We start from the raw sequence: 22,914 nt of genomic DNA on the forward strand, positions 1-22,914 counted from the left end.
GCCAGGGCGCCGACGTTCTTGGTGGCCATCGACAGGATCGCCGTGGCGACGACGAACACCGGAACCTGGCTCCTGGCGGTCTTCAGGCGCGGCGTGATCGGCCGCAGGATCGCCTCGATCACGCCGGACCGGGCAAAGCCGGCGCTCACCACCAGGGCGCAGGCGATGATCAGGACCACGTCGTTGGAAAAGCCGTCGAAGGCCTTCTTCGCCGGCGTCAGGCCCAGCAGCACCGAGGCGAGCAGGGCCACCAGCGAGATGACGTCGTAGCGGAATCGTCCCCAGACGAACATCGCGATGGTGACGGCCACCAGGCCGAAGGCCAGGGCCTGCTGATGGGTCACGCGCCGCCTCCACTCCAGGTCGGACGGAAACGCGGCGTCGGGGATAAAGCTGCGCCTTTTCGTCAGACGGCCGGCGGAACCGGAGTTCGAATCCGGAGCGTCTTCAACGCCGCGACGCCTGAGACTGGCGCAGTTCCTCGGGCCTGCGCGTCGCGAGGAACGATCGAACCGATGATGGTGCCCCAGGCCGGACTCGAACCAGCACGCCTCTCGGCAATAGATTTTGAGTCTACCGCGTCTACCATTTCGCCACTGGGGCCCCGGCATGCCGGTAACAGGGCGGGCGCACTCTAGTCATGGGCGATGAACGGTCAACGCGGGGAAAAGAGGGTGCGGCCCCTTGCGCATCGACAGTTGCGAACCAAACTGATAATCAATCGCAACTAAGTGTTCCCCACACGGAAACCTGCGTCCCCATGCACGACATGATCGCCGACTCTGCAAAGGTCCTGGCCGCCGTCGACGAGGCGGCGCGGACCGTGCGGCTCAGCGCGGCCCGGCCCGGCGACAGGGGCGTCATCGTCGACGTGCGGGCCGAAAGCCATCCCGGCGACCACGGAGTGAACGTGGACGAGCTGCAGCGGCGGCTTCTGGAGTTCGGCTTCGTGGAGGGCGCGCGGATCGAGGTGCTGCACGAGGGCGCGATCTGGCGCGATCCGATCGCGGTGCGGCTCGACGACATGCGGATCGGGTTGCGGCGGCGCGACGCCGAGGACGTCTGGATCCTGCTGGACCCGCAATGAGCGACGCCGCCCTGCCGACGGCGCGCGTGGCGCTGGTGGGCAATCCCAACTCCGGAAAGACGGCGCTGTTCAACGCGCTGACCGGCAGCCGCCAGAAGGTGGCCAACTACGCCGGCGTCACCGTCGAGCGGAAGGAGGGCCAGGTGTTCACCGGCGCCGGCCGCACGCTCTCGGTCCTCGACCTGCCGGGGACCTACTCGCTGCGCGCGCGCAGCCCCGATGAAGTGGTCACCCGCGACGCTGTGCTTGGCAAGCTCGCGGGCGAGGAGCCGCCGGACGTGCTGGTCTGCGTGGCCGACGCCACCAACCTGCGCCTGGTGCTGCGGCTGATCCTGGAGCTGAAGGCCGTGGGCCGGCCGATGGTGCTGGCGCTCAACATGTACGACATCGCCCAACGCCAGGGCCTGCGGATCGACCTGGATGGCCTGTCGCGCGACCTGGGCTGCCCGATTGTCACCACGGTGGCCACCCGCAAGCGCGGCATCGACGACCTGGTGGCCCAGGTGGAAGGCCTGATCGCGGCCGGGGCGATCGGCGCGGAGAACAGCTGGCGCGAGCCGGACGCCGGTCAGATCCGCGACGCCCACCGCGAGGCCCAGCGCATCCTGAAGGCCCATGTGCGCCCGCCGGAGCGCCCCGACACCTTCACCGGCAAGGTGGACTCCTTGCTGCTGCACCCCGTGGCGGGCCTGGCGATCCTGCTCACCCTGCTGTTCGTCATGTTCCAGGCGGTGTTCACCTGGTCCAAGGCGGCCGGCGACCTGATGAGCGACGGCTTCGCGGCCCTGGGCGGCTTCGTGGCCGCGCACCTGCCGGCGGGCCTGATGACCAGCTTCCTGACCGACGGGGTGATCAGCGGCGTGGGCTCGGTGATCGTCTTCCTGCCCCAGATCCTGGTGCTGTTCTTCTTCATCATCCTCCTGGAAGACTTCGGCTACATGGCCCGCGCGGCCTTCCTGATGGACCGGATCATGGGCGGCGCCGGCCTGCACGGCCGCGCCTTCATCCCGCTGCTCTCCAGCTTCGCCTGCGCGATCCCCGGGATCATGTCGACGCGGGTGATCGACAACAAGCGCGACCGGCTGACCACCATCATGGTGGCGCCCCTGATGACCTGCTCGGCCCGGATCCCGGTCTACACCCTGATCATCTCGGCCTTCATCCCCAACCGCACGGTGCTGGGCGTCCTCAGCTTGCCGGGCCTCGTCATGTTCGGCCTCTATGCGGCGGGGATCGTCAGCGCGCTCGCCGTCTCCTTCGTCACCCGCCGGCTGTTCTGGCGCGGCGCGGTCGAGCCGTTCCTGATGGAGTTGCCGGCCTACAAGCTGCCCGACCCGCTGAACGTGCTGCGCAGCCTCTACCTGCGCGGCAAGATCTTCATCACCCGGGCGGGCACGATCATCTTTCCGATGATGATCCTGGTCTGGTTCCTGTCGTCCTTCCCGGGGGCGCCGGCCGGGGCCACGGACCCGGCGATCAACTACAGCCTGGCGGGGCGGATCGGCCACCTGCTGCAGCCGCTGCTCGCGCCGATCGGCTTCAACTGGCAGATGACGGTCGCCCTGATCCCGGGCTTCGCGGCCCGCGAGGTGGCGGTGGCGGCGCTGGGCACGGTCTACGCCATCGGCGCCGCCGACGCCTCGCCCGGCGCGCTGGCCACGACGCTGCAGCACAACTGGTCGATCGCCACGGGCCTGGCCTTCCTGGCTTGGTACGTCTTCGCCCCGCAGTGCGCCTCGACCATCGGGGTGGTGAAGCGCGAGACCAACTCCTGGCTCTGGCCGGCGGTGATGCTGGCCTACATGACGGCGCTGGCCTATCTCGCGGCCTTCGTCGTCTATCAGACGGCGCGCGCGTTCGGCCTCGGCTAGCCGCGGACCGGGCTAAACCTCTGGGTGCGGATTAACTCGGAATTCAACCTGCCCCTTAACCCGCCGCTAAACGAGTGGGCGCAGGGTTACCGCGTGCAGAACCCGCATGGGACAAACCCCGATGAACACTGAAGTCGCCGTCGCCAGCAAAAAGCCGGCCCGTGGAACCCAGACCCTCGCCAAGCGCGTCCGAGAAGCCCTGCTGTCGCTCGGTGGCGAGGCGCATCGCGCCACGGTGATCGAGCAGATCGCCAAGCACATGGGCCACGACGCCCGCCAGATTCCCGAGGAGCTGGAAGAGGCGGTGATCCTGTCCTTCGAACAGAACTGGCGCGATGAGCGCAGGCGGGCCGCCTACGGCTTCCACCTGCCGTTCGGCGAAGGCTCGCACCGCTGGAGCGTGCGCGCCCCGGAAGCCTACGCCCACTAACCCTAGCTGGCCAAGGCGGCGCTGATCGCCTCGCGCAGTTGCCAGGCGAGGACCGGCTTGAACAGCAGGCCGGCCGGGTGATCCTGCTCGATCCGCGCGATGGTCGCCGCCTCGCGCGATCCGGTCACGAAAATCACCTTGGACCCGACCGTCTCGTGGATGGCCAGAGCCGCGTCGATGCCGTCTTTCTGGCCGGCCAGGCGAACGTCCATCAGCACCACGGCCGGCCGTGCGGCCTGGGCCAGGCTCACCGCCTCGTCGGCGGTCGCGGCCGTGCCGCAGACCCTCATGCCCATGTCCTCGAGCTGCATGGTCAGGCCGGTGGCGATCAGGAATTCGTCGTCGACCACGGCGACGCAGTCTTCCAGCGGGCCGCTCATGCGTGCACCGGCGCCGGCAGCCGGATCACGCTGCGGGTCCCGCCTTCGCTGGAAACGGTCAGGACGCCGCGGAGCTGACGAACCAGCCCATCGACGATCGACGCGCCGAGCGAGGGGCCCCCGCTGGCCGCGGCGGGATCGTAGCCGCGGCCGTTGTCGCTGACCTGCAGCACCACCTCGCCCGCCTCGACGTCGTCGAGCGTGACGTCGATGGCCCCGGGACCGCCGCCGAAAGCATGCTTCATGGAATTGGTCACCAGTTCGGTCACGAGCAGGCCTAAAGGAATCGCGAAGTCGAGACCGACCTTAAGCGGTGCGGCGCGCACGGAAAGGCCTACCTCGGCCCGGCCGGCGCCTTCCAGCAGATGGCGCGACAGCTCTTCGAGGAAAGGTGCGACATCGAAGGTCTCAAGGTCCTTCGAGCCCATCAGCTGGTGATGCACCAGGCCCAGCGCATAGACCCGGCCGCGCAGATTCTCTAGCGCCGCCTTCGCGTCGGGATCAGTCAGGCGCCGCGCCTGCATCAGCAACATGCTGTCGACAATCTGCAGGTTGTTCTTCACCCGGTGGTAGACCTCGCGCAACAGGAGGTCCCGCTGGGCGAGGGCGGCGGTGCGCTCCTCGACGACGATCTCCAGGTCGTGCTTGGCCTCGCGCAGCGCGATCTGCGCCTTGTGGCCCTCGTCGATGTCCTCGACCACGGCGACGGCCAACAGCGGCTTGTCGGTCTGCGGCGCGCACACGAGGGAGGCCGAGACCCGTCCCCAGACCGGCGTGCCGTCGCGTCGGAGATAACGCTTCTCGCGCGCATAGCTGGCGCCGGAGCCGTGCAGCATCTCCCCGTAGCTTGTTGAGTCCCTGTCGTCCGGATAGGTGAAGTCCGAGCCCAGACGGCCCGCCAGTTCTTCCGGCTCGTAGCCCAGCATGGCCGCATAGGCGTGATTGGCGCGCAAGATCAGCCCCGAGACCGGGTCGTAGTGCACCTGGCCCACCGCAGCGGATTCGAAGCTTGCACGAAAATGGGCGTCACTGTGGGCCTGGGCCTGCTGCGCATGGATCTTCTCCTCCAGGGCCGCGGTCAGCCGGGCGTTGAGTTCCTCCAGATCCTGCACCCGGTCGGCGACCCGACGCTCCAGATCCTGGTTGAGAATCTCGAGTTGCGCCGCCGATGGCAGGGCGGCGGCCTTGGGGATCAGCGGCCACAGCAGGGCCGCGGTGGCGATCGACAGCACCGCGGTCAAGAGCTTGATGAGCCCCTCGACGCCATAGGCGGGCGCCCAAAGGGTCACGATCCCCATGAAATGGGTCGTTCCGCACGCCAGGATGAAGGCCACGAAGAGATAGGCAACCCATCCATAGCGCAGGTCGGGCCGGCGGCGAACGAACTCAGCTATGGCCAGGGGAATCGAGAAATAGGCCAGCCCGATGACGGCGTCGGAGACGACGTGCAGGGCGATCAGACTCGGTGACCAACTGAGGCAGAATCCATGCGGGGTCATGCCCGCCGGGTTGAACAGCCATTCCTGGACCGACATGCCGAAGCCCCACCACGCCCGGGCATCGACAACCCAAGGTGAGTCGCTGCACGCCCCCTTTACAACCAATACGCTCTATTCGCGGAAGGGGCGAGGATGTTGAAAAACGTCGATATGCGATCAGGCGGGGGGCGGCGCGGCGTCGCCGCTGAGCTGCCCGGCTGCGGCCTGCAGGCGCGCGAGCAGGCGCTTGAGCAGGCCGACCTCTTCCGGCGCCAGGCCCGAGATTAGCGCGGCCTCATAGGCCAAGGCGAGCGGCGCGATCTCCGCATGCAGGCTCGCGCCTTCCTTGGTCAGCGCCAGGACATGGCTGCGGCCGTCGGCCTGGTGGTCGGAACGCGCCACCAGCCGCCGCGTCAGCAGGCCCTGGGCCGCGCGGCTCACCGTCACCTTGTCCATCACCGTGCGGGCGACGATCTGGCCCTGGGTCAGGCCGCCGTCCTCGGCGAGGACGCAGATCACCCGCCACTGCGGGACCGTCAGGGCGAAGCGGTCCTGATAGGCCCGTGCGATCAGGCCGGAGACGGCGTTGGAGGCCACCGAGAGCCGATAGGGCAGGTAGGCGTCGAGCTTGAGTTCCTCGCTCCGCGTCCCCGTCCCGGTCGGCTCGGCGGTCATCCCGCGGCCACCGTCTGCTCGATGGCGCCGAAGATCGAATGGCGCTTGGGGTCCCGCATCTCGATCCGCACCGTGTCGCCCGCCGCCAGGAAGGGCGTCTTGGGCGCGCCCGACGCGATGGTCTCGATGGTGCGGACCTCGGCCAAGCAGCTATAGCCGACGCCGCCCTCGCTGACCGGCTTGCCGGGGCCGCCGTCGGGGCCGCGGTTGGAGACGGTGCCCGAGCCCACGATGGAGCCGGCCGACAGGGCCCGCGTCTTGGCGGCATGGGCGACCAGGGTCCCGAAGTCGAAGGTCATGTCCACGCCGGCGTCGGCCTCGCCCAGGGGCTTGCCGTTCAACTCGACGGAGAGCGCGCCGTGGAGCTTGCCGTCCTTCCAGCCGGGAAGCGCGTCGGGGGTGACGGCCACCGGCGAGAAGGCCGAGGCGGGCTTGGACTGGAAGAAGCCGAAGCCCTTGGCGAGTTCGCCGGGGATCAGGTTGCGCAGGGAGACGTCGTTGCAGAGCATCACCAGGCGGATGGCGGCGAGCGCCTGCTCGCGGCCGGCGCCTTGCGGCACGTCGCCGGTGACCACCGCGATCTCGCCCTCCAGGTCGAGCCCCCAGGCCGGGTCGGCCAGCGGGATCGGATCGCGCGGGCCCAGGAACCCGTCGGAGCCGCCCTGGTACATCAGGGGGTCGGTCCAGAAGCTCTCCGGCATTTCCGCCCCGCGCGCCTGGCGCACCAGGGCCACGTGGTTTACATAGGCCGAGCCGTCCGCCCACTGGTAGGCCCGCGGCAGAGGGCTCGCCGCGGCGTGCTCGTGGAACCGCTCGCGCGGGACCGCCCCAAGCTCCAGGCTCTCGGCCAGGCCGCGCAGCACCGGTTCGAGGCCCTGCCAGTGGTCCATCGCCGCCTGCAGCGTGGGGGCGATATGGTGGGCCTCGGTGAACCAGGCCAGATCGTTGGACACCACCACCAGCCGCCCGTCACGGCCGCCCTTCAGGGACGCAAGCTTCATAGGTTCTCCTTCAGGTCCCCGGGCAGGGGATTGCGGCGAATCTCGCGGGTCAATTTGACGCCGTCCTCATAGGCCTTGGGCTCATAGACCATGACTTCGACCCGGATGTCGCCGCCCGGATCGCCCTCCCAAAGGTAGCTGCGCTCGAAACAGACCTCGCGGCCGCCGGGCGTGAAACCCTCGAAGGTGTCGCCCCAGGGCGTGTGCCGGGCGAGCTGGGGCCAGCCCAGGCTGAGCGCGCGGTCCAGTTCCTCATGGGCCGCGGCTTCCAGGTCGTCCTGGTTGCTCACGCGCCCTTCCAGCTATCCACGTAGGCCGGGTTCTCGACGCCGGCTGCGGCCTCGCCGACCTCCAGCGGATCGCGGGTGTCGATCATCACGGCATATTCGTCGGTCGCGGGCTTGGGCTGCGAGAGCATGTTCTTCAACGCCTTGGGATGCGGCCCGTGGGTGAAGCCGGACGGGTGGAACGTCATCATCCCGGCCTCGATGTGGTCGCGGCTGAAGAAGTCGCCGGCGTGGTAGAACAGCACCTCGTCGAAGTCGTCGTTGTTGTGGAAGAACGGGACCTTCAGCGCGCCGGGATCGGTCTCGAAGGGCCTGGGCGCGAAGGTGCAGACCACGAACCGGTCGCTGAGGAACGTCGTGTGGACGCTGGGCGGCAGGTGGTAGCGGTGGCTGGAAACGGGCCTGAGGTCCGCCACGTTCAGCCGCACGGGCGCGAGGTCGCCGTGCCAGCCGACGGCGTCCAGGGGATTGTAGGGATAGGTGACGGTGGAGACCTCGCCGCGCTTCTTGATCTCGACGCGGAATTCGCCGGCCTCCTCCTGGTGGGCGCGGAAGGCCTCGTCGATCACCGGCGTTTCCAGCATGGCCGGGTCGAACAGGGCGTGGCCGCCGAGCAGGCCCTTGTCCGGCAGGGTGAAGTGGGTGTTGCTGGCCTGGATCATCAGGACGGCGGTCGGTTCGGCGGGCTTCAGCCGCCACATGGTGCCGCGCGGCAGGTAGAGGTAGTCGCCGCCCCGATAGGCCAGGCGGCCGTAGTCGCAGAAGAGTTCGCCCGAGCCCTGGTGGATGAACAGGAGCTGGTCGCCGTCGGCGTTGCGGGCCAGGGCGGGCATGGCCGCGGCGAGCTTCCAGAAGCGGATCTCCACCGCCGTGTTGCCGAGCACCTTGCCGGACGCCCAGGGGCTGGGCTCGGCGGCGTTCAGGGCGTTGAGGTCGAAGGCGCGGGGGCGAAGCGGCCCCTGGAAATCCACCCAGCCGGTGGGCGGGCGCCGGTGGTGGATGAAGGCGGCGGGGCCGAAGAAGCCCTCCTTTGAGATCTCCCGCTCGTAGGTGCCAGGCGGCATGTCGGCGTGGGCCTGGCGGGAGTGCTCGCCTTGGGCCGCGCGTACGGGGATCCAGTTGCGGGTCGCCATCAGGGTTCGTCCTTGTAGATCGCCACTTCGAGCGGCCGACCGTCGGCGATGCGGGCGCGGTACATGCCCGAGGTGTTGAAGCCCCAGGCCATCTGGCCGTCCGGGCTGACCGCGATGACGCCGCCTACGCCGCCGAGGGCGGTCAACTGGTTGTGGATCACTTCGTCGACTGCGGCCTGCAGGCTCAGGCCCTTCAGCTCGACCAGGGCGCAGATCTCGTGGGCCACGGCCAGGCGGATGAAATACTCCCCCTCGCCGGTGCCGGAGACGGCGGCCGCGCGGTCCGTGGCGTAGGTGCCGGAGCCGATCAACGGCGCGTCGCCCACCCGGCCCCAGCGCTTGCCGGTGGTGCCGCCGGTGGAGGTGCCGGCCGCCACATGGCCTTGGGCGTCGCGAGCCACCACACCCACCGTGCCGCGCTTGCCCTCGTCGTGGGCCAGCGCCGCGTGGGCGAGGTCTGTGCAGGCGCCGTGGGGCCGAGACGGAACCGGCAGGCCGTCGCGAACGAGCTGCGCCTCCAGCGCGCGCCAGCGCCGTTCGACGAAGAAATAGCCGGGGTCGACCTGCGCCAGGCCCTCGGCCGCGACGAAGGCGTCGGCGCCGCTGCCGGCCAGCAGGACGTGGGGCGACCGCTCCATGACCGCGCGCGCCGCCGAGATCGGGTTGCGCGTCCGGGTCAGGCCCGCCACCGCGCCCGCGGCCAGCGTCGCGCCGTCCATGATCGCGGCGTCCAGCTCCACGCGGCCATCGGCGGTGAAGACCGCGCCGCGCCCGGCGTTGAACAGGGGGTCGTTCTCCAGGACGTGGATCGCGGCCTCGACCGCGTCGAGCGCCGCCCCGCCGCCGCCCAGCACCGCCGCGCCGGTTTCGGCGGCCTGGGCCAGGACCGCGCGGTAGGCGCGATCCTGCTCGGGATTCAGATCGGCGCGGTCAATGACGCCGGAGCCGCCGTGGGCGACCAGGGACCAGTTCGATGTGCTCATCGCCCTTACTTAGGCGGAAGCACGCCGCGGCGCATCTGGTCCATTTCGATGGATTCGAAGAGGGCCTTGAAGTTGCCCTCGCCGAAGCCTTCGTTGCCCTTGCGCTGGATCAGCTCGAAGAAGATCGGGCCGATCATGTTCTCGGTGAAGATCTGCAGCAGCAGGCCCTGGCCCTCGGTGGGCGCGCCGTCGAGCAGGATCTTGTCGGCCTTCAGGCGCTGGAGGTTCTCGCCGTGGCCGGGCACGCGGCCGTCGAGCTGTTCGTAGTAGGTGTCGTTGGTGTCCTGGAACCTGACGCCCAGCTCGCGCATGGACTCCACCGAATGGAAGATGTCGTCGGCGCCCAGCGCGACGTGCTGGATGCCCTCGCCGTGGTAGTCGCGCAGGAACTCCTCGATCTGCGAATGCTCGTCCTGGCTTTCGTTCAGCGGGATGCGGATCTTGCCGTCCGGGCTGGTCATGGCCTTGGAGAACAGGCCGGTCTGGGCGCCCTCGATGTCGAAGTAACGGATTTCCCGGAAGTTGAAGATGCGCTCGTAGAAGTCGGCCCATTTGACCATGTTGCCGCGCTGGACGTTGTGGGTCAGGTGGTCGAGGTAGGTGAGGCCCTTGGCGTTCTTCGCCGCCGCCTCGGCCGCGCCGGGGATGGGCACGAAGTCCACATCATAGATCTCCTGGGCCCCGTAGCGGTCGACCAGGTAGAGGTTCGAGCCGCCGATCCCCTCGATCGCCGGGATGTTCAGCTCCATCGGCCCGACCGGGCCGGTGACCGGCGTCGCGCCGCGCTCGATGGCCAGCTTCAGGGCCTTGGCGGCGTCCTTAACGCGGAAGGCCATGGCGTTGGCCGAGGGGCCGTGCACCTGCCGGAAGTCGGCCGGCTGGCCGGAGGCCTCCATGTTCAGGATGAAGTTGATGTCGCCCTGGCGGAAGCGCAGCACGTTCTTCGACCGGTGCTTCGAGACGGCGGTGAAGCCCATCAGCTCGAACAGGCCCTTCAGCCGCTCCGGCTCGGGCGAGGTGAATTCCACGAACTCGAAACCGTCGGTGCCCAGCGGATTTTCGAAGAGGTCGCGGCCTTGGGCCTGAGTCTGGACGTTCATTGCGGAATCTCCTGTTCGCGGCGAAGTCGTATCATATGAAACTAGTTTCCGGTAGCGGGAAGACAAGACTCGTCTCGCCTGATAGCTGAACGCCGGACGCCGCCGCTGGGACCCCCATGCTCCGCAAGCTTTACGACCAGGTCCTGGCCCTCGCGGCGTCGAAGCATGCGCCGTGGGCGCTGGCGGCGGTGTCGTTTGCGGAGAGCTCGTTCTTCCCGGTGCCGCCGGACGTCATGCTGGCCCCGATGGTGGCGGCGCGGCCGCAGCGGGCCTTCCTGTTCGCCGCGATCTGCACCGCGGCCTCGGTGCTGGGCGGGCTGCTCGGCTATGCGATCGGCATGTTCCTGGGCCCGCTCGCCCACGCCATCCTGGCGTTCTTCGGGCATGCGAACGGCCAGCAGGAATTCCAGGCCTGGTTCGCCAGGTACGGCCTGGGCGTGATCCTGTTCAAGGGCCTGACGCCGATCCCGTTCAAGCTGGTGACCATCAGCGCGGGCCTGGCGCACTTCGACCTCTTCACCTTCGTCTGGGCGGCGATCGTCACGCGGGGCGCGCGGTTCTTCATCGAGGCCGCCGTGCTGAAGGCCTACGGTCCGGCGATCCTCCACGAGGTCGAACGTCGGCTGGCGATCTACGCCCTGGCTTTCCTGGTGCTGCTGGTCGGCGGCCTCGTCGCGTTGAAGGTCTTTGGCTAGCGGCGCAATTGGGCTCATATCCCGACCCATGATCCTGCGATCCTTCCTCGACCGCTGGCGGCTCGTCGCCCTGCTGGTCTCGGCGGCCATGCTGGCCGCAGCCCACGCCTTTCAGACCTTCGGCGGCCTCGCGCCTTGCGAACTCTGCCTGAAGCAGCGGACGGTCTATTGGGTCGCCGGCGGCCTCGCGGCGGCGGCCATGGTCCTGGTGCGCCTGCCCGGCGGCGCGCGCTGGCGCGAGGCCACCTGCTGGCTGCTCGCGCTGGTCTTCCTGGCCGGCGTCGGGGTGGCCGGCTACCACGCCGGCGTGGAATGGAAGTTCTGGCCCGGGCCCCAGAGCTGCTCCGGCGGCGGGGCGGTGACCATGGCCTCGCTGAAGGCGCTGCTGAACGGCGGCGGGGTGAAGATGCCGGCGTGCGACCGGCCGGCCTGGGTGTTCCTGGGTTTGTCCATGGCCGGCTGGAACACGCTCGCCTCCATCGGGCTCGTGGCGCTGAGCGTCGCGGCCGCCCTGCGCGAACGGGCCAAGCCATGAGCGCCAAGCCCATCCCGCCCCGGCCGGGGCGCGGCGCGACCGCGGCGCGGATGGCCGAGATCCTGCGCGTCGACCACGCCGGCGAGATGGCGGCCGTCGCCATCTACCGTGGCCAGCGGGCCGTCCTGGGCGAGGCCGCTGGCCACGAGCGCATCGCCGGCCAGCTCGCCCACATGGAGGCCCAGGAGGCCCAGCACCTGGCGCGGTTCGACACGCTGCTGACCGAGCGCCGGGTGCGCCCGACGGCCCTGGCGCCGGTCTGGCGGATCGCGGCCTTCGCGCTCGGAGCCGGCACGGCGCTGATGGGCGACAAGGCCGCCCACGCCTGCACCGAGGCGGTCGAGACCGTCATCGAGGAGCACTACGCCCACCAGATCGCCGAGCTGGCCGAGCGCGACCCCAAGCTGGCGGCCGAGCTGTCGGGCTTCCGCGACGAGGAGCTCGCCCACCGCGACCTGGCGGTGGAGGAGGGCGCGAAGGCTGCGCCGGGCTACGCCCTGCTCTCGGCGGTGATCGGCGCCGGTTGCCGCGCGGCGATCAAGATCAGCGAGAAACTTTAGGGTCGGTCCCGGCCTGCCAGCCGCCGCCCAGCGACTGGATCAGGGCCACCGCCGTCGTCTGCCGCTGGACGGCGGACTGGGCCAGCGCGCGCCGCGCGGTGTAGGCGGCGGTCTGGGCCGTGACCACGTCGGTGTAGACGACCTGGCCCGACTGGTACTGGTTGATGACGATCCTCTCGGCCGCGTCGGCGGCCACCGAGGCCTCGGCGCGCAGCGTGGCCTGCTCGGCCAGCACCCGGGTGGCGGCGAGCTGGTTCTCGACGTCCTGCAGCGCCTCCAGCACCGTCTCGCGGTACCTGGCCACCGTCTGGTCGTGGGTCGCCTTGGCCTCGTTGACGCGGGCCCGGCGCGCGCCGGCGTCGAAGAGGGTCTCGGCCGCCGAAGCGCCGTAGCTCCACAGGGAATTGGCGCTGTTGAACAGCGAGCCCAGCTCGCTGGCGGCGAAGCCGTAGCTGCCGCTGAGCGTCAGGGTCGGGAAATAGGCGGCGGTGTTCACCCCGATCTGCGCGTTGGCCGCCTGCACCCGGCGCTCGGCGCCGGCGATGTCGGGGCGCCGCTGCAGGATCGTCGAGGGCACGGCCGGCGGGATCGCCGGGACCGTGCCGACCCAGGGCGCCGGCGGCAGGGAGAAGTTGCCCGGCGCCTCGCCGGTCAGCACCGCGATGGCGTGTTCGAAGGTGGCGCGCGTCTGGCTGAGGCCCGCCAGGTCGGCCTGGGCGTTCGCGAGCTGGGTCTGCGCCTGGTAGACGTCGCTGCGCACCGTGACGCCGGCGCCGTAGCGGTTGGACGCGATGGTCAGCGAGCGCTGGTAGGCCGCCACGGTGGCCTGGTCGAGGGCGATCTCGGCGTCGGCTTCGCGCAGGCCGAAGTAGTCGATGGCGAGCATGCCCTGGGCCGACAGGCGCGCGGCGGCCAGGTCGGCGGCCGTGGCCTGGGCGTTGGACTTGGCGGCCTCGATGGTGCGGCGGATGCGGCCCCAGACGTCGAGCTCCCAGGCGCCGCCGACGCTGGCGCGGTACTGGCTGGTATGGGTGCTGCCGCCGCCGGTGACGACCGTGCTGCCGCCGGCGCCGGTGATCACCGTCCCCTTGCTGCCGCCGCCGGAGCCGGACTCCGAGCCGCTGCCGTTGAGGGTCACGGTCGGGAACAGGCTCGCGCGCTGCTCGGTGACCACGTCGCGCGCCTCGCGGTAGGCGGCCTCCGCGGCGACGATGTTCTGGTTCGACACCTGCACCTTGGCCTCGAGGCCGTTCAGGATCGGGTCGTTGAACAGCGTCCACCAGTCGCCGCGGTCGAGGGTGTCGGCCGGGGCCGCGGGCGACCAGCCGGCGGCTTCCTTGAAGGTCGGCGAGAGCGGCGCGGTGGGCCGAACATAGTTGGGGCCGACCGCGCAGCCGGCGAGGGCGGCGGAGGCCAGCAGGATGCCGGAAAGGCGGAACGGGGACTGGATCATGCGGGCAAGGCCTGGCCTTCGACGCTATTGCGGCTGAGGAAGCGCTCGTCGCGACGCCGCCGCCAACGGTCGATGTAAACGTAGACCACCGGAGTGGTGAGCAGGGTGAGGAGCTGGCTGGCGATCAGGCCGCCGATGATGGCGACGCCCAGCGGCTGGCGCAGTTCGGAGCCCTCGCCGAAGCCGATGGCCAGCGGCAGGGCGCCGAGGCCGGCGGCCATGGTGGTCATCAGGATCGGGCGGAAGCGCAGCAGGCAGGCCTCGCGGATGGCCTCGACGGCGGACAGGCCGCGGCTGCGCTGGGCGTCGAGCGCGAAGTCGATGATCAGGATTGCGTTCTTCTTCACCAGGCCGATCAGCAGGAAGATGCCGATCAGGGCGATGATCGAGAACTCCATCTTGAAGACCATCAGCATCAGGAGCGCGCCGACGCCCGCCGAGGGAAGGGTGGACAGCACCGTGATCGGGTGGACCAGGCTCTCGTAGAGCACGCCCAGGACGATGTAGATGGCGATCAGCGCCGCCAGGATCAGGACCGGCTCCTGCTTCAGGCTGTCGGTGAAGCTCTTGGCGGTGCCCTGGAAGCTGCCGCGCACATTGGTCGGCATGCCGATGTCCGCCTCGGCCTCGCTGATCGCCGTCTGGGCGTCGCTCAGGGAGGCGCCGGGCGCCAGGTTGAACGAGACGGTGGTGGCGAGCTCGGCGTCCTGGTGGTTGATCGCCGCCGGGGTGGAGCGGTTGTAGAAGTGGGCGATCGCGCTAAGCGGCACCATCCGGCGCACGGCGGTGTTGAGCGGGCTGCCGGTCGAGGGGTCGCGCGCGCCGGGGTTGGCGGAGGACGAGGCGGTGGTCCCGCTGGCGCCGGTGGCCGCGCCGGCCGCGGCTGATGAAGGCGCCGTGGTCGACAGGCTCGCCTGCGTCGCCGCCGCGTTGGCGGCGGCCACGGCGGCGGCGCTCTGGCGGGCGGCGGTCTGGGCCGGCGTGGTGGGCGCAGTGATCGAGCCAGACGCCGGCACATAGACATTGGCCAGCGCGTCGGGCGACAGGCTGTACATCGGCGCGGTTTCCATCACCACGGTGTACTGGTTCAGGTCCTCGTAGATGTTGGCCACCTGCCGCTGGCCGAAGCTGTCGTAGAGGGCGTTGTCCACGTCGCGCAGGTTGACGCCCAGCCGCGCGGCTGTGTCGTGGTCGACGTCGACGTAGCTCTCCACGCCGTTGTCCTGCTGGTCGGTGTTGACGTCGGTCAGCACGTCGGTGTGCGTGGCCATGGCGTCGTTGAGCTTCTGCGCCCAGGTCTTCAGATCCTGCGCGTTGTCGGCCTTCAGCGTGTACTGATAGGTGGCGTTGGTCTGGCGGCCGCCCGCGCGCACGTCCTGCTGCGGGTTCAGGAAGACGGTGAGGCCGGTCACCTTGGCGAGCTGCGGGCGCAGCCGCGTGATCACCGCCTGGCCGCCCTCCTTGCGCTGGCCGCGGGGCTTCAGGTCGACCGACAGGAAGCCGCCGCCCGAGCGCCCGCCGCCGGTGAAGCCCACCACGTGGTCGACCGCCGGGTCCTTCATCAGGATCGCCACGAGCTGCTTCATCTTGCGGCCCATCTCCTCGGAGGAGATCGACTGGTCGGCGCGCAGCCCGCCGTTCAGGCGGCCGCTGTCCTGGATCGGGAAGAAGCCCTTGGGGATGGCCATGTAGAGGTAGACGTTCAGGCCGATGATCGCGGCCAGGACCAGCATCATCAGCGGCCGCGCCGAGAGCGCAAAGTCGAGGCTGTGCTCATAGACCCGGTGCAGCCGTTCGAAGCCCTTGCCGAAGGCGCGGCTGATGGCCCCTTCCGGCTTCTCCTCTTCCTTCGAGCGCAGCAGGTAGGCGCACATCATCGGCGTGGTGGTCAGCGACACGGCCAGCGAGATCAGCACCGCCGCCGAAAGGGTCACCGCGAACTCGCGGAACAGGCGCCCGACCTGGCCGCCCATGAACAGCAGCGGGATGAACACCGCCACCAGCGAGATGCTCATCGACAGCACGGTGAAGCCCACCTGCCGCGCGCCGGCCAGGGCGGCCTCGAAGCGGCCCATGCCGTTCTCGATATGCCGGTTGGTGTTCTCCAGCACGACGATGGCGTCGTCGACCACGAAGCCGGAGGCCACGGTCAGCGCCATCAGCGACAGGTTGTTCAGGGAAAAGCCCAGCAGGTACATGATCCCGAAGGTGCCCATCAGCGACACGACGGTCGCCACGGCCGGGATCAGGGTCGCCTTCCAGCGGCGCAGGAAGGCGCTGACCACCAGCACCACCAGGATGATGGCGATGGCCAGCGTGATCTCGATCTCCCGCAGGGAGGCGCGGATGCTGGTGGTGGAGTCGGACGCCACCTGCATCTTCACGTCGCTGGGCAGTTGCGCCTGCAGCAGCGGCAGGGCCGCGCGCACCGAGTCGACCATGGCGATGACGTTGGCCGACGGCTGCTGGGTGATCAGCACCACGATGGAGGGCTTGCCGTTGTAGAGGCCGATCGTTCGGGTGTCCTGGACGCTGTCGGTGACCTGGGCGACGTCCTGCAGGCGCACGGCCGCGCCGTTGCGGTAGGCGATGATCAGCGGGGCGTAGTCGGCCGCCTTGGTGCCGCCCGTCGAGGTGTAGATCTGCAGGCGCCGGCCGCCCTGGTCCTGCACCACGCCCTTGGGCCGGTTGGCGTTGGCCGACTGGATCGCGGCGCGCACGTCCTCGAGGCTTACCCCGAAGCGGTTGAGCGCGAAGGGCGAGACCTCGACGCGCACCGCCGGCTGCGAGCCGCCGCCGATCTCCACGTCGCCGACGCCGGTGACCTGGCTCAGGCGCTGCTGCACGATGTTGTTGACTGCGTCGTAGATCTGCCCCGGCGTCTTGGTGTCGGAGGTCAGCGCCAGGATGATCACCGGGGCGGCGGCCGGGTTGGCCTTGCGATAGGTCGGGTTGCTGCGCAGCGTCGCGGGCAGGTCGACGCGCGCGGCGTTGATCGCGGCCTGAACCTCGCGCGCGGCGCCGTCGATGTTCTTGGAAATGTCGAACTGCAGGCTGATCCGCGTCGAGCCGGTGGAGCTCTGCGAGGTGATCTCGTTGACGCCCGCGATCACCCCCAGCCGCCGCTCCAGAGGGGTGGCCACGCTGATGGCCATGGTGTCGGGGCTCGCCCCCGGCAGGTTCGCCTGCACGCCGATCGCCGGGAAGTCGACCATCGGCAGGGGCGCCACCGGCAGGACCAGGTAGCCGGCCACGCCGGAGAGCGCCAGGCCGATGGTCAGCAGGACGGTGGCGATCGGCCGCCGGATGAAGGGGGCGGAGAGGTTCATTCCGCCGGCTCCGGCGAAGCGGCGGGCGCCTCGCCCTGGGCGGGGCCCGTCCGGGCCTTCTTCGGGACCAGGCGGTCGAAGGCCAGGTAGACCACAGGCGTCGTGAAGATGGTCAGGAGCTGGCTGACGATCAGGCCGCCGAAGATGGCGATGCCCAGCGGCCGGCGCAGCTCGGCCCCCTGGCCGATGGCCAGCATCAGCGGGACGGCCGCGAACAGGGCCGCCATGGTGGTCATCAGGATCGGCCGGAAGCGCAGCAGGGCGGCCTGGTGGATGGCGTCGCGCGCGCTCATCCCCTGCTCGCGCTCGGCGTCCAGGGCGAAGTCGATCATCATGATCGCGTTCTTCTTCACGATGCCGATCAGGAGGATGATGCCGATGATCCCGATGACGCCCAGGTCGTTGCCGGTGACCATCAGGGCCAGCAGCGCCCCGACCCCGGCCGAGGGCAGGGTCGACAGGATCGTCAGCGGGTGGATGTAGCTCTCGTAGAGCACGCCCAGCACGATGTAGACGCAGACCACCGCCGCCAGGATCAGCCACAGCTCGTTGTTCAGCGAGTTCTCGTAGGCGCCCGCCGCGCCCAGGAAGGTCAGGGTCAGGCCGGCGGGCTTGCCCACCTTGTCGGCCACCGCGCGGATGGCGCTGACAGCGGTCCCGAGCGAGGCGCCCTGGCCGGTGTCGAAACCGATGGTCGCGGCCGGGAACTGGGCCACGTGGCGCACCTGCAGCGGGGCGGTCTGCTCCTTGATGGTGGACACCGCCGAGAGCGGCGTGGACCCGCCGGTGGACTGCAACTGCACGTCGGCCAGGCCCCGGGGCGTGGCGTCGGTGGACCGCGATTCCAGGATCACCCGGTACTGGTTGGTCTCGGTGAAGATGGTCGAGACGATCCGCTGGCCATAGGCGGAATAGAGGGAATCGTCGATCGAGGCGGGCGTGATGCCCAGCCGGGCCGCGGTGTCGCGGTCGATGTTGACGAAGGCCGACAGGCCCTTGTCGGAGGCGTCGGTGGTGACGTTGGCGAGCTTCTTTTCCTGGGTCAGGGCGCCGGTCAGCTTCACCGCCCAGTCGTCGACCGCCTGGGTGTTCGCGCCCTCGACCGAGACCCGGTACTGGGTCGGGCCGGACTCGGCGTCGACGGTCAGGTCCTGGGTGGGCTGCATGAAGAGCTGGACGCCCGGCACCCCGGCGGCGCGATCGCGCAGGCGCTGCATGACCTTGGCCTGCGAGCCGTGATTGGGCTTCAGGTTGATCAGCATCTGGCCGGAATTGAGCGTGGCGTTGGTGGCGCCGTCGACGCCCACGAAGGACGACAGGTTCTCCACCGCCGGGTCTTCCAGCACGGCGGCGGCCACCGCCTGCTGAAGCTGCACCATCCGCGGATAGGACACCGTCTGCGGCGCCACGACGCGCGCCTGAAGCTGTGAGGTGTCCTGCACGGGGAACAGGCCCTTGGAGATCACCACATAGAGCAGGACGGTGAACAGGAAGGTGGCGATCGCGGTGATCAGCGTCGCCTTCTGGCGGTCGAGCACCCACTGCAGGGCCTTGTCGTAGCGGCCGATCAGCTTGTCGAACCAGGCCTGGGTCTTCTCGCCGAAGCTGCCGGGCTTGAGGCCCTCCTCGGGGCGCATCCAGCGCGCGGCCATCATCGGCGTCAGGGTCAGCGAGACCACCGCCGAGATCAGGATGGTGATGGCGAGCGTGATGGCGAATTCGCGGAACAGCCGGCCCACCACGTCGCCCATGAACAGTAGCGGGATCAGCACCGCCAGCAGCGAGACGGTCAGCGATATGATCGTGAAGCCGATCTGCTTGGCGCCGTTGAGCGCGGCCTCGAACGGCGCTTCGCCGTCCTCGATGTGGCGGGAGATGTTCTCCAGCATGACGATGGCGTCGTCGACCACGAAGCCGGTGGCGATGGTGAGGGCCATCAGGCTCAGGTTGTTGAGCGAGAAGCCCAGCAGGTAGGTCACCCCGCAGGTGCCGATCAGCGAGATCGGCACGGCGAGGCCCGCGATGATCGTGGCGCGGATCGAGTGCAGGAAGAGGAAGATCACCAGCACCACCAGGCCCACGGCCAGCAGCAGCTCCATCTCCACGTCGTGCACCGAGGCGCGGATGCCGGTCGTGCGGTCGGACAGCACGGTCACCTTCAGCCCGGGCGGCAGGGCCGCGGTCAGTTCCGGGAGCTGGGCCTTGATGGCGTCGACGGTGGCGATGACGTTGGCGCCGGGCTGGCGCTGGACGTTGACGATGATCGCCGGCGTCTTGCCGGACCAGGCGCCCAGCGCGGTGTTCTCCGCGCCCTGGACCACCTTGGCCACATCGGACAGCCGCACGGACGCGCCGTTGCGGGTGGCGATGATCATGTTCCGGTAGTCGTCGACGGTCAGGAGCTGGTCGTCGGCGTTGATCGAATAGCTGCGGGTCGGGCCTTCGAAGCTGCCCTTGGCGGTGTTGGCGTTGGCCGCCGAGATGGCGTTGCGCACCGTGGTTAGGGTCAGGCCGTAGGCGGCCAGCGACGGGGTGTCGGCCTGGATGCGCACGGCCGGGCGCTGCCCGCCGGACAGCGTCACCAGGCCCACGCCGGAGACCTGGCTGACCTTCTGCGCCAGGCGCGTGTAGACCAGGTTCTGGACGTCGGTGAGCGGCACGGTGTCGGAGGTGACGGCGAGCGTCAGCACCGGGGCGTCGGCGGGGTTCACCTTGGCGTAGACCGGCGGCGCCGGCAGGTCGGCGGGCAGCAGGGTGGCGCCGGCGTTGATCGCCGCCTGCACCTCCTGCTCGGCCACGTCGAGGCTTTCCTTCAGCGTGAACTGCAGGGTCACCACCGAGGCCCCGGCCGAAGAGACCGAGGTCATCCGCTCCAGGCCCGACATCTGGCCGAACTGCCGCTCGAGCGGGGCGGTGACGGTCTGGGCCATCACCTCCGGGCTCGCGCCCGGATAGAGGGTCGAGACCTGGATGGTCGGGTAGTCCACCTCCGGCAGGGCGGACAGCGGCAGGAGCTTGAAGCCCACGAGGCCCGCCAGCACGATCGCCACCATCAGAAGGGCGGTCGCGACGGGTCGCATGATGAATGGGCGTGACGGGTTCATCCGTTCAGGGACCGGTCTCTAGGCTTCCTGCTCACTGACCGCCGCCACCGCCGCCCGGCGGCCGATGGGGCATCTTGGCCATCGCCGCCTGGCAGGCCGCGCCGGCCTTGGTGGTGTTCTCGCGCAGGCACATGAAGGCCTCGCGGCCCTCCAGCCCCGGGCACAGCTTCTTCGTGTCGGCGTCGCAGGCCTTGCGCATGGCGTCGCGGGCCGCCTGCATCTCCGGCGTCATGGTGAAGCCGCCACCGCCGCCGCCGCCACCACCGCCGGCCGCGCCGCCACCCGCGCCGCCGACCGGCGCCGAGGCGCCGTAGCCGCCGCCCACGGGCGAGGCGCCGGCGATACCGCTGCTCGGGCCCGAGGCGGCGCCGCCGCCACCGCCGCCACCGCCACCGCCGCCACCGTTCCGGCTCGGCATCTTGGCCAGCGCGGCCTGGCAGGCCGCCGTGGCCTTGGCGCTGTTGTCGCGCAGGCAGGCCATGGCTTCGCGGCCTTGCTGGCCGGGGCACAGCTTGGTCGTGTCGGCGTCGCAGGCCTTGTGCATGGCCTCGCGGGCCGCCTGCATCTCCGGCGTCATGGCGAAGCCGCCGCCACCGCCAGCACCGCCGCCGCCGCCACCATTGCCGCCGCCGGACAGGGCATCCTTACAGGTGGGGCTGGCCTTGGCCATGTTCTGGCGCAGGCACATCATGGCCTCGCGGCCCTGCTTGCCGCCGCACAGCTTCTTCACGTCGGCCGCGCAGGCCATCATCGGGTTCTTGTCGCCGGGCAGGGTGACCTTGCCGCCGTCGGTGAGGCGGTCGCCGCCTTCGGTGATCACCCTCTCGCCGGGGCGCAGGCCCTGGACGATGCTGGTCATGGTCGGCGTGCCGGGCCCGCGCTGGACGTTGCGCTTGGTCACGGTCTTGTCGGGGTTGAGGATCCAGACGAAGTCGCCCTGCGGCCCGGTGCGGACCGCCGTCACCGGCACCACCACCACGTTGTGCAGGGTCTGCAGCGCCACGCGGACATTGACGAACTGGCTGGGGAACAGGTTCCCGCGGGCGTTGGCGAAGCGCGCCTTGGCCTTCACCGTGCCGGTGGTCGGGTCGATCTGGTTGTCCAGGGTCGAGAACAGGCCCTCGTCGAGGACCACGGTCTTGGTGCGGTCGAAGGCGGTCACCGGCAGGCGGCCGCTGGCGGCCTGGGCCTGCACGTTCGGGACCGAGTCCTGGGGAATGGTGAACTGCACGTCGATCGGGGTGACCTGGGTCACCACCGCCAGCCCGGTTGCGCTGCCGGCCTGGATGAAGTTACCCAGGTCCACCGCGCGCAGGCCGATCCGCCCGGCCACTGGCGAGACGACGTTGGAGTAGCCGAGGTTGAGCCTGGCCGTCCCGACGGCGGCCTTGTCGGTCATCACAGTGCCTTCGAGCTGCTTGACCAGCGCGGCCTGGGTGTCGACATCCTGGCGGGCGATGGAGTCCTGGGTGAGCAGGGTCTGGTCGCGGGCCAGCAGAAGCTTGGCGTTGGCGAGCTGCGCCTCGTCGCGCGTCTCGTTGCCCTGCGCCTGCAGCAGCGACATCTGCAACGGTCGCGGGTCGATCTGGGCGATCGACTGGCCCTTCTTCACCAGTTGGCCCTCCTTGAAGAGGATCTTGACGATCACGCCGGAGACCTGCGGCGTCACGGTGACCGTCGCGGGCGGCGTCACCGAGCCCAGGGCGTCCAGGGTGATCGGAATGTCGGAGGTGGTCGCAGTGGCCACGCCCACGGTCGTCGCGGGCCGGCGCCCGCCGCGTCCGCCGCCCGGCCCGCCGGCGCCGGCGCCGCCGGCCTTGCTGCTGTGAGCCATGGAGACCGCGAACCAGATCAGGCCGGCGAGGGCGGCCAGGACCAGCAGGATGACCAGGGGGCGCCGGAGGGGATGACCCTCGCTCCAAAAGGCGGCGGCGCGCTCTCGATTATCCATCATTCCTCCGGGGGTCACTTGCGGACCGGTTCGCGCGATGGCGCAAGCTTCACCACAACAGTCGCGCAGCGAACACGGTTCCCCGCTCAATACCGAACGGGGGCCGTTTGCCAAGCTTAGTCGCCTGCTAGTAGGGCCTCACCATGACAAGCGTCTTTCCGCCCTGCGTCGGAACCTTCCGGCGTTGCAACTGGGTGACGGGCTCGCAATGCGCTCCTCGGTGAACGGGGGTCGGCCGGCGTCCGCGGCGCGAAGTCTGACCGAAATTTAATCCGGCCCAGGGGCGGGATGATGGCTAGTGTGCTGGGCTTGCCGATGGGCGAGAGGAAGCGCCGTGCCCTACGAGCCCAAGACCAAGGTCACCGCGGTCGACGTGGACGGTTTCATCGCGGGCTCGGCCAAGCCCGCGGACGGGGCGGCGCTCTGCGCCCTCATGCGCCGGGTCAGCGGCCTTGAGCCGAAGATGTGGGGGCCGACCATCGTGGGCTTCGGCGAGCGGGAATACGACCTCGCGGGCGGCAAGAAGGGTCGCGTGCTCGCGATGGGCTTCTCGCCCCGCAAAGCCGCCCTGGTGCTCTACATCCGGCACGCAGAGGGTTGGGATGGGCGGCTGGCCCGCCTCGGCAAGCACGGGACCGGCAAGGGCTGCCTCTACATCAACAAGCTGGCGGACGTGGACGAAGGCGTGCTCGAGGAGCTGGTGAGCGCCGCCTGGGCCGCTGCCGAGCGGGTCTGAAACCGAGCGAACCTTACTCTGAAGCGGGCGGCCCCTTCGCTATCCTCCTCCCCTTGTGGGAGGAGGTGTCAGCCGGACGGCTGACGGAGGTGGGGTCGCGCCCGCCTCTCCGTGCGAGGCTGAGTT

Annotated in this window: 20 protein-coding genes and 1 tRNA gene; 7 read left to right on the plus strand and 14 right to left on the minus strand. The window is 69.8% G+C overall.

Features of this window, described 5'->3' with window-relative positions; all coding sequences use genetic code 11:
• Together VNW53_RS17070 and VNW53_RS17075 are read right to left on the minus strand one after the other, a co-directional pair.
• On the minus strand, positions 1–344 hold a 344-nt coding region (locus VNW53_RS17070), incomplete at its 3' end, for an SLC13 family permease (protein WP_325557047.1).
• Between the two features lie 175 nt (positions 345–519).
• Positions 520–603 (minus strand) — tRNA-Leu (locus tag VNW53_RS17075).
• A 157-nt stretch (positions 604–760) separates the two neighbouring features.
• Here VNW53_RS17075 and VNW53_RS17080 point away from each other — a divergent pair.
• From VNW53_RS17080 to VNW53_RS17090, 3 genes are all read left to right on the plus strand, one after another.
• Positions 761–1,087, plus strand: a complete 327-nt coding sequence (locus VNW53_RS17080; RefSeq protein WP_414693293.1) for a FeoA family protein — start codon at positions 761–763, stop codon at positions 1,085–1,087.
• Positions 1,084–2,958, plus strand: coding sequence for a ferrous iron transporter B (gene feoB, locus VNW53_RS17085; RefSeq protein WP_325557048.1), 1,875 nt, complete (start codon positions 1,084–1,086; stop codon positions 2,956–2,958). The genes VNW53_RS17080 and feoB overlap by 4 nt, the downstream gene beginning before the upstream one ends.
• 121 nt (positions 2,959–3,079) lie before the next feature.
• Positions 3,080–3,388: a hypothetical protein gene (locus tag VNW53_RS17090; RefSeq protein WP_325557049.1), complete on the plus strand. Its 309-nt coding sequence runs from the start codon at positions 3,080–3,082 to the stop codon at positions 3,386–3,388.
• 2 nt (positions 3,389–3,390) lie between these two features.
• Here VNW53_RS17090 and VNW53_RS17095 read toward each other — a convergent pair whose 3' ends face one another.
• The 8 genes from VNW53_RS17095 to hppD all read right to left on the minus strand — a co-directional run bounded on the left by VNW53_RS17095 (position 3,391) and on the right by hppD (position 10,425).
• Positions 3,391–3,768: a response regulator gene (locus tag VNW53_RS17095; protein ID WP_325557050.1), complete on the minus strand. Its 378-nt coding sequence runs from the start codon at positions 3,766–3,768 to the stop codon at positions 3,391–3,393.
• Entirely contained in the window at positions 3,765–5,303 is a 1,539-nt protein-coding gene (locus VNW53_RS17100) for a sensor histidine kinase (RefSeq protein ID WP_325557051.1), read from the minus strand. Before VNW53_RS17100 ends, VNW53_RS17095 begins: the two co-directional genes overlap by 4 nt.
• 120 nt (positions 5,304–5,423) lie before the next feature.
• Positions 5,424–5,921, minus strand: coding sequence for a MarR family winged helix-turn-helix transcriptional regulator (locus VNW53_RS17105; RefSeq protein ID WP_325557052.1), 498 nt, complete (start codon positions 5,919–5,921; stop codon positions 5,424–5,426).
• Positions 5,918–6,922, minus strand: a complete 1,005-nt coding sequence (locus VNW53_RS17110; RefSeq protein WP_325557053.1) for a fumarylacetoacetate hydrolase family protein — start codon at positions 6,920–6,922, stop codon at positions 5,918–5,920. The genes VNW53_RS17105 and VNW53_RS17110 overlap by 4 nt, the downstream gene beginning before the upstream one ends.
• Positions 6,919–7,212, minus strand: coding sequence for a hypothetical protein (locus tag VNW53_RS17115; protein WP_325557054.1), 294 nt, complete (start codon positions 7,210–7,212; stop codon positions 6,919–6,921). The genes VNW53_RS17110 and VNW53_RS17115 overlap by 4 nt, the downstream gene beginning before the upstream one ends.
• Complete coding sequence (locus tag VNW53_RS17120) at positions 7,209–8,342, minus strand: homogentisate 1,2-dioxygenase (protein ID WP_325557055.1); 1,134 nt, start codon at positions 8,340–8,342, stop codon at positions 7,209–7,211. Before VNW53_RS17120 ends, VNW53_RS17115 begins: the two co-directional genes overlap by 4 nt.
• Complete coding sequence (locus tag VNW53_RS17125; RefSeq protein WP_325557056.1) at positions 8,342–9,325, minus strand: isoaspartyl peptidase/L-asparaginase; 984 nt, start codon at positions 9,323–9,325, stop codon at positions 8,342–8,344. The genes VNW53_RS17120 and VNW53_RS17125 overlap by 1 nt, the downstream gene beginning before the upstream one ends.
• 5 nt (positions 9,326–9,330) lie before the next feature.
• On the minus strand, positions 9,331–10,425 hold the full coding sequence (gene hppD, locus VNW53_RS17130; protein ID WP_325557057.1) for a 4-hydroxyphenylpyruvate dioxygenase: 1,095 nt from the start codon (positions 10,423–10,425) through the stop codon (positions 9,331–9,333).
• A gap of 116 nt (positions 10,426–10,541) precedes the next feature.
• On the opposite strand from hppD, the gene VNW53_RS17135 reads away from it, so the two are divergent.
• The 3 genes from VNW53_RS17135 to VNW53_RS17145 are packed head-to-tail and all read left to right on the plus strand — an operon-like array spanning position 10,542 to position 12,215.
• The gene (locus tag VNW53_RS17135; RefSeq protein ID WP_325557058.1) at positions 10,542–11,120 is read left to right on the plus strand and encodes a YqaA family protein; all 579 of its coding nucleotides are present in this window, start codon (positions 10,542–10,544) and stop codon (positions 11,118–11,120) included.
• Between the two features lie 28 nt (positions 11,121–11,148).
• Entirely contained in the window at positions 11,149–11,655 is a 507-nt protein-coding gene (locus VNW53_RS17140) for a disulfide bond formation protein B (RefSeq protein WP_325557059.1), read from the plus strand.
• Complete coding sequence (locus VNW53_RS17145) at positions 11,652–12,215, plus strand: demethoxyubiquinone hydroxylase family protein (protein WP_325557060.1); 564 nt, start codon at positions 11,652–11,654, stop codon at positions 12,213–12,215. The genes VNW53_RS17140 and VNW53_RS17145 overlap by 4 nt, the downstream gene beginning before the upstream one ends.
• Here the strand turns inward: VNW53_RS17145 and VNW53_RS17150 are convergent.
• The 4 genes from VNW53_RS17150 to VNW53_RS17165 are packed head-to-tail and all read right to left on the minus strand — an operon-like array spanning position 12,199 to position 22,052.
• Positions 12,199–13,668 (minus strand): efflux transporter outer membrane subunit, encoded by a 1,470-nt coding sequence (locus VNW53_RS17150; RefSeq protein ID WP_325557061.1) that lies wholly within the window; start codon positions 13,666–13,668, stop codon positions 12,199–12,201. The genes VNW53_RS17145 and VNW53_RS17150 overlap by 17 nt on opposite strands.
• Positions 13,665–16,997 (minus strand): efflux RND transporter permease subunit, encoded by a 3,333-nt coding sequence (locus tag VNW53_RS17155; protein ID WP_325557062.1) that lies wholly within the window; start codon positions 16,995–16,997, stop codon positions 13,665–13,667. Before VNW53_RS17155 ends, VNW53_RS17150 begins: the two co-directional genes overlap by 4 nt.
• Positions 16,994–20,077, minus strand: a complete 3,084-nt coding sequence (locus VNW53_RS17160) for an efflux RND transporter permease subunit (protein ID WP_325557063.1) — start codon at positions 20,075–20,077, stop codon at positions 16,994–16,996. The genes VNW53_RS17155 and VNW53_RS17160 overlap by 4 nt, the downstream gene beginning before the upstream one ends.
• Positions 20,078–20,132: 55 nt before the next feature.
• Positions 20,133–22,052, minus strand: a complete 1,920-nt coding sequence (locus VNW53_RS17165; protein ID WP_325557064.1) for an efflux RND transporter periplasmic adaptor subunit — start codon at positions 22,050–22,052, stop codon at positions 20,133–20,135.
• A gap of 334 nt (positions 22,053–22,386) precedes the next feature.
• Here VNW53_RS17165 and VNW53_RS17170 point away from each other — a divergent pair, with 334 nt between their 5' ends.
• On the plus strand, positions 22,387–22,788 hold the full coding sequence (locus tag VNW53_RS17170; RefSeq protein WP_325557065.1) for a DUF1801 domain-containing protein: 402 nt from the start codon (positions 22,387–22,389) through the stop codon (positions 22,786–22,788).
• Positions 22,789–22,914: the final 126 nt, after the last annotated feature.

The organism is Phenylobacterium sp. (assembly GCF_035569475.1).
Taxonomy (GTDB): Bacteria; Pseudomonadota; Alphaproteobacteria; order Caulobacterales; family Caulobacteraceae; genus Phenylobacterium.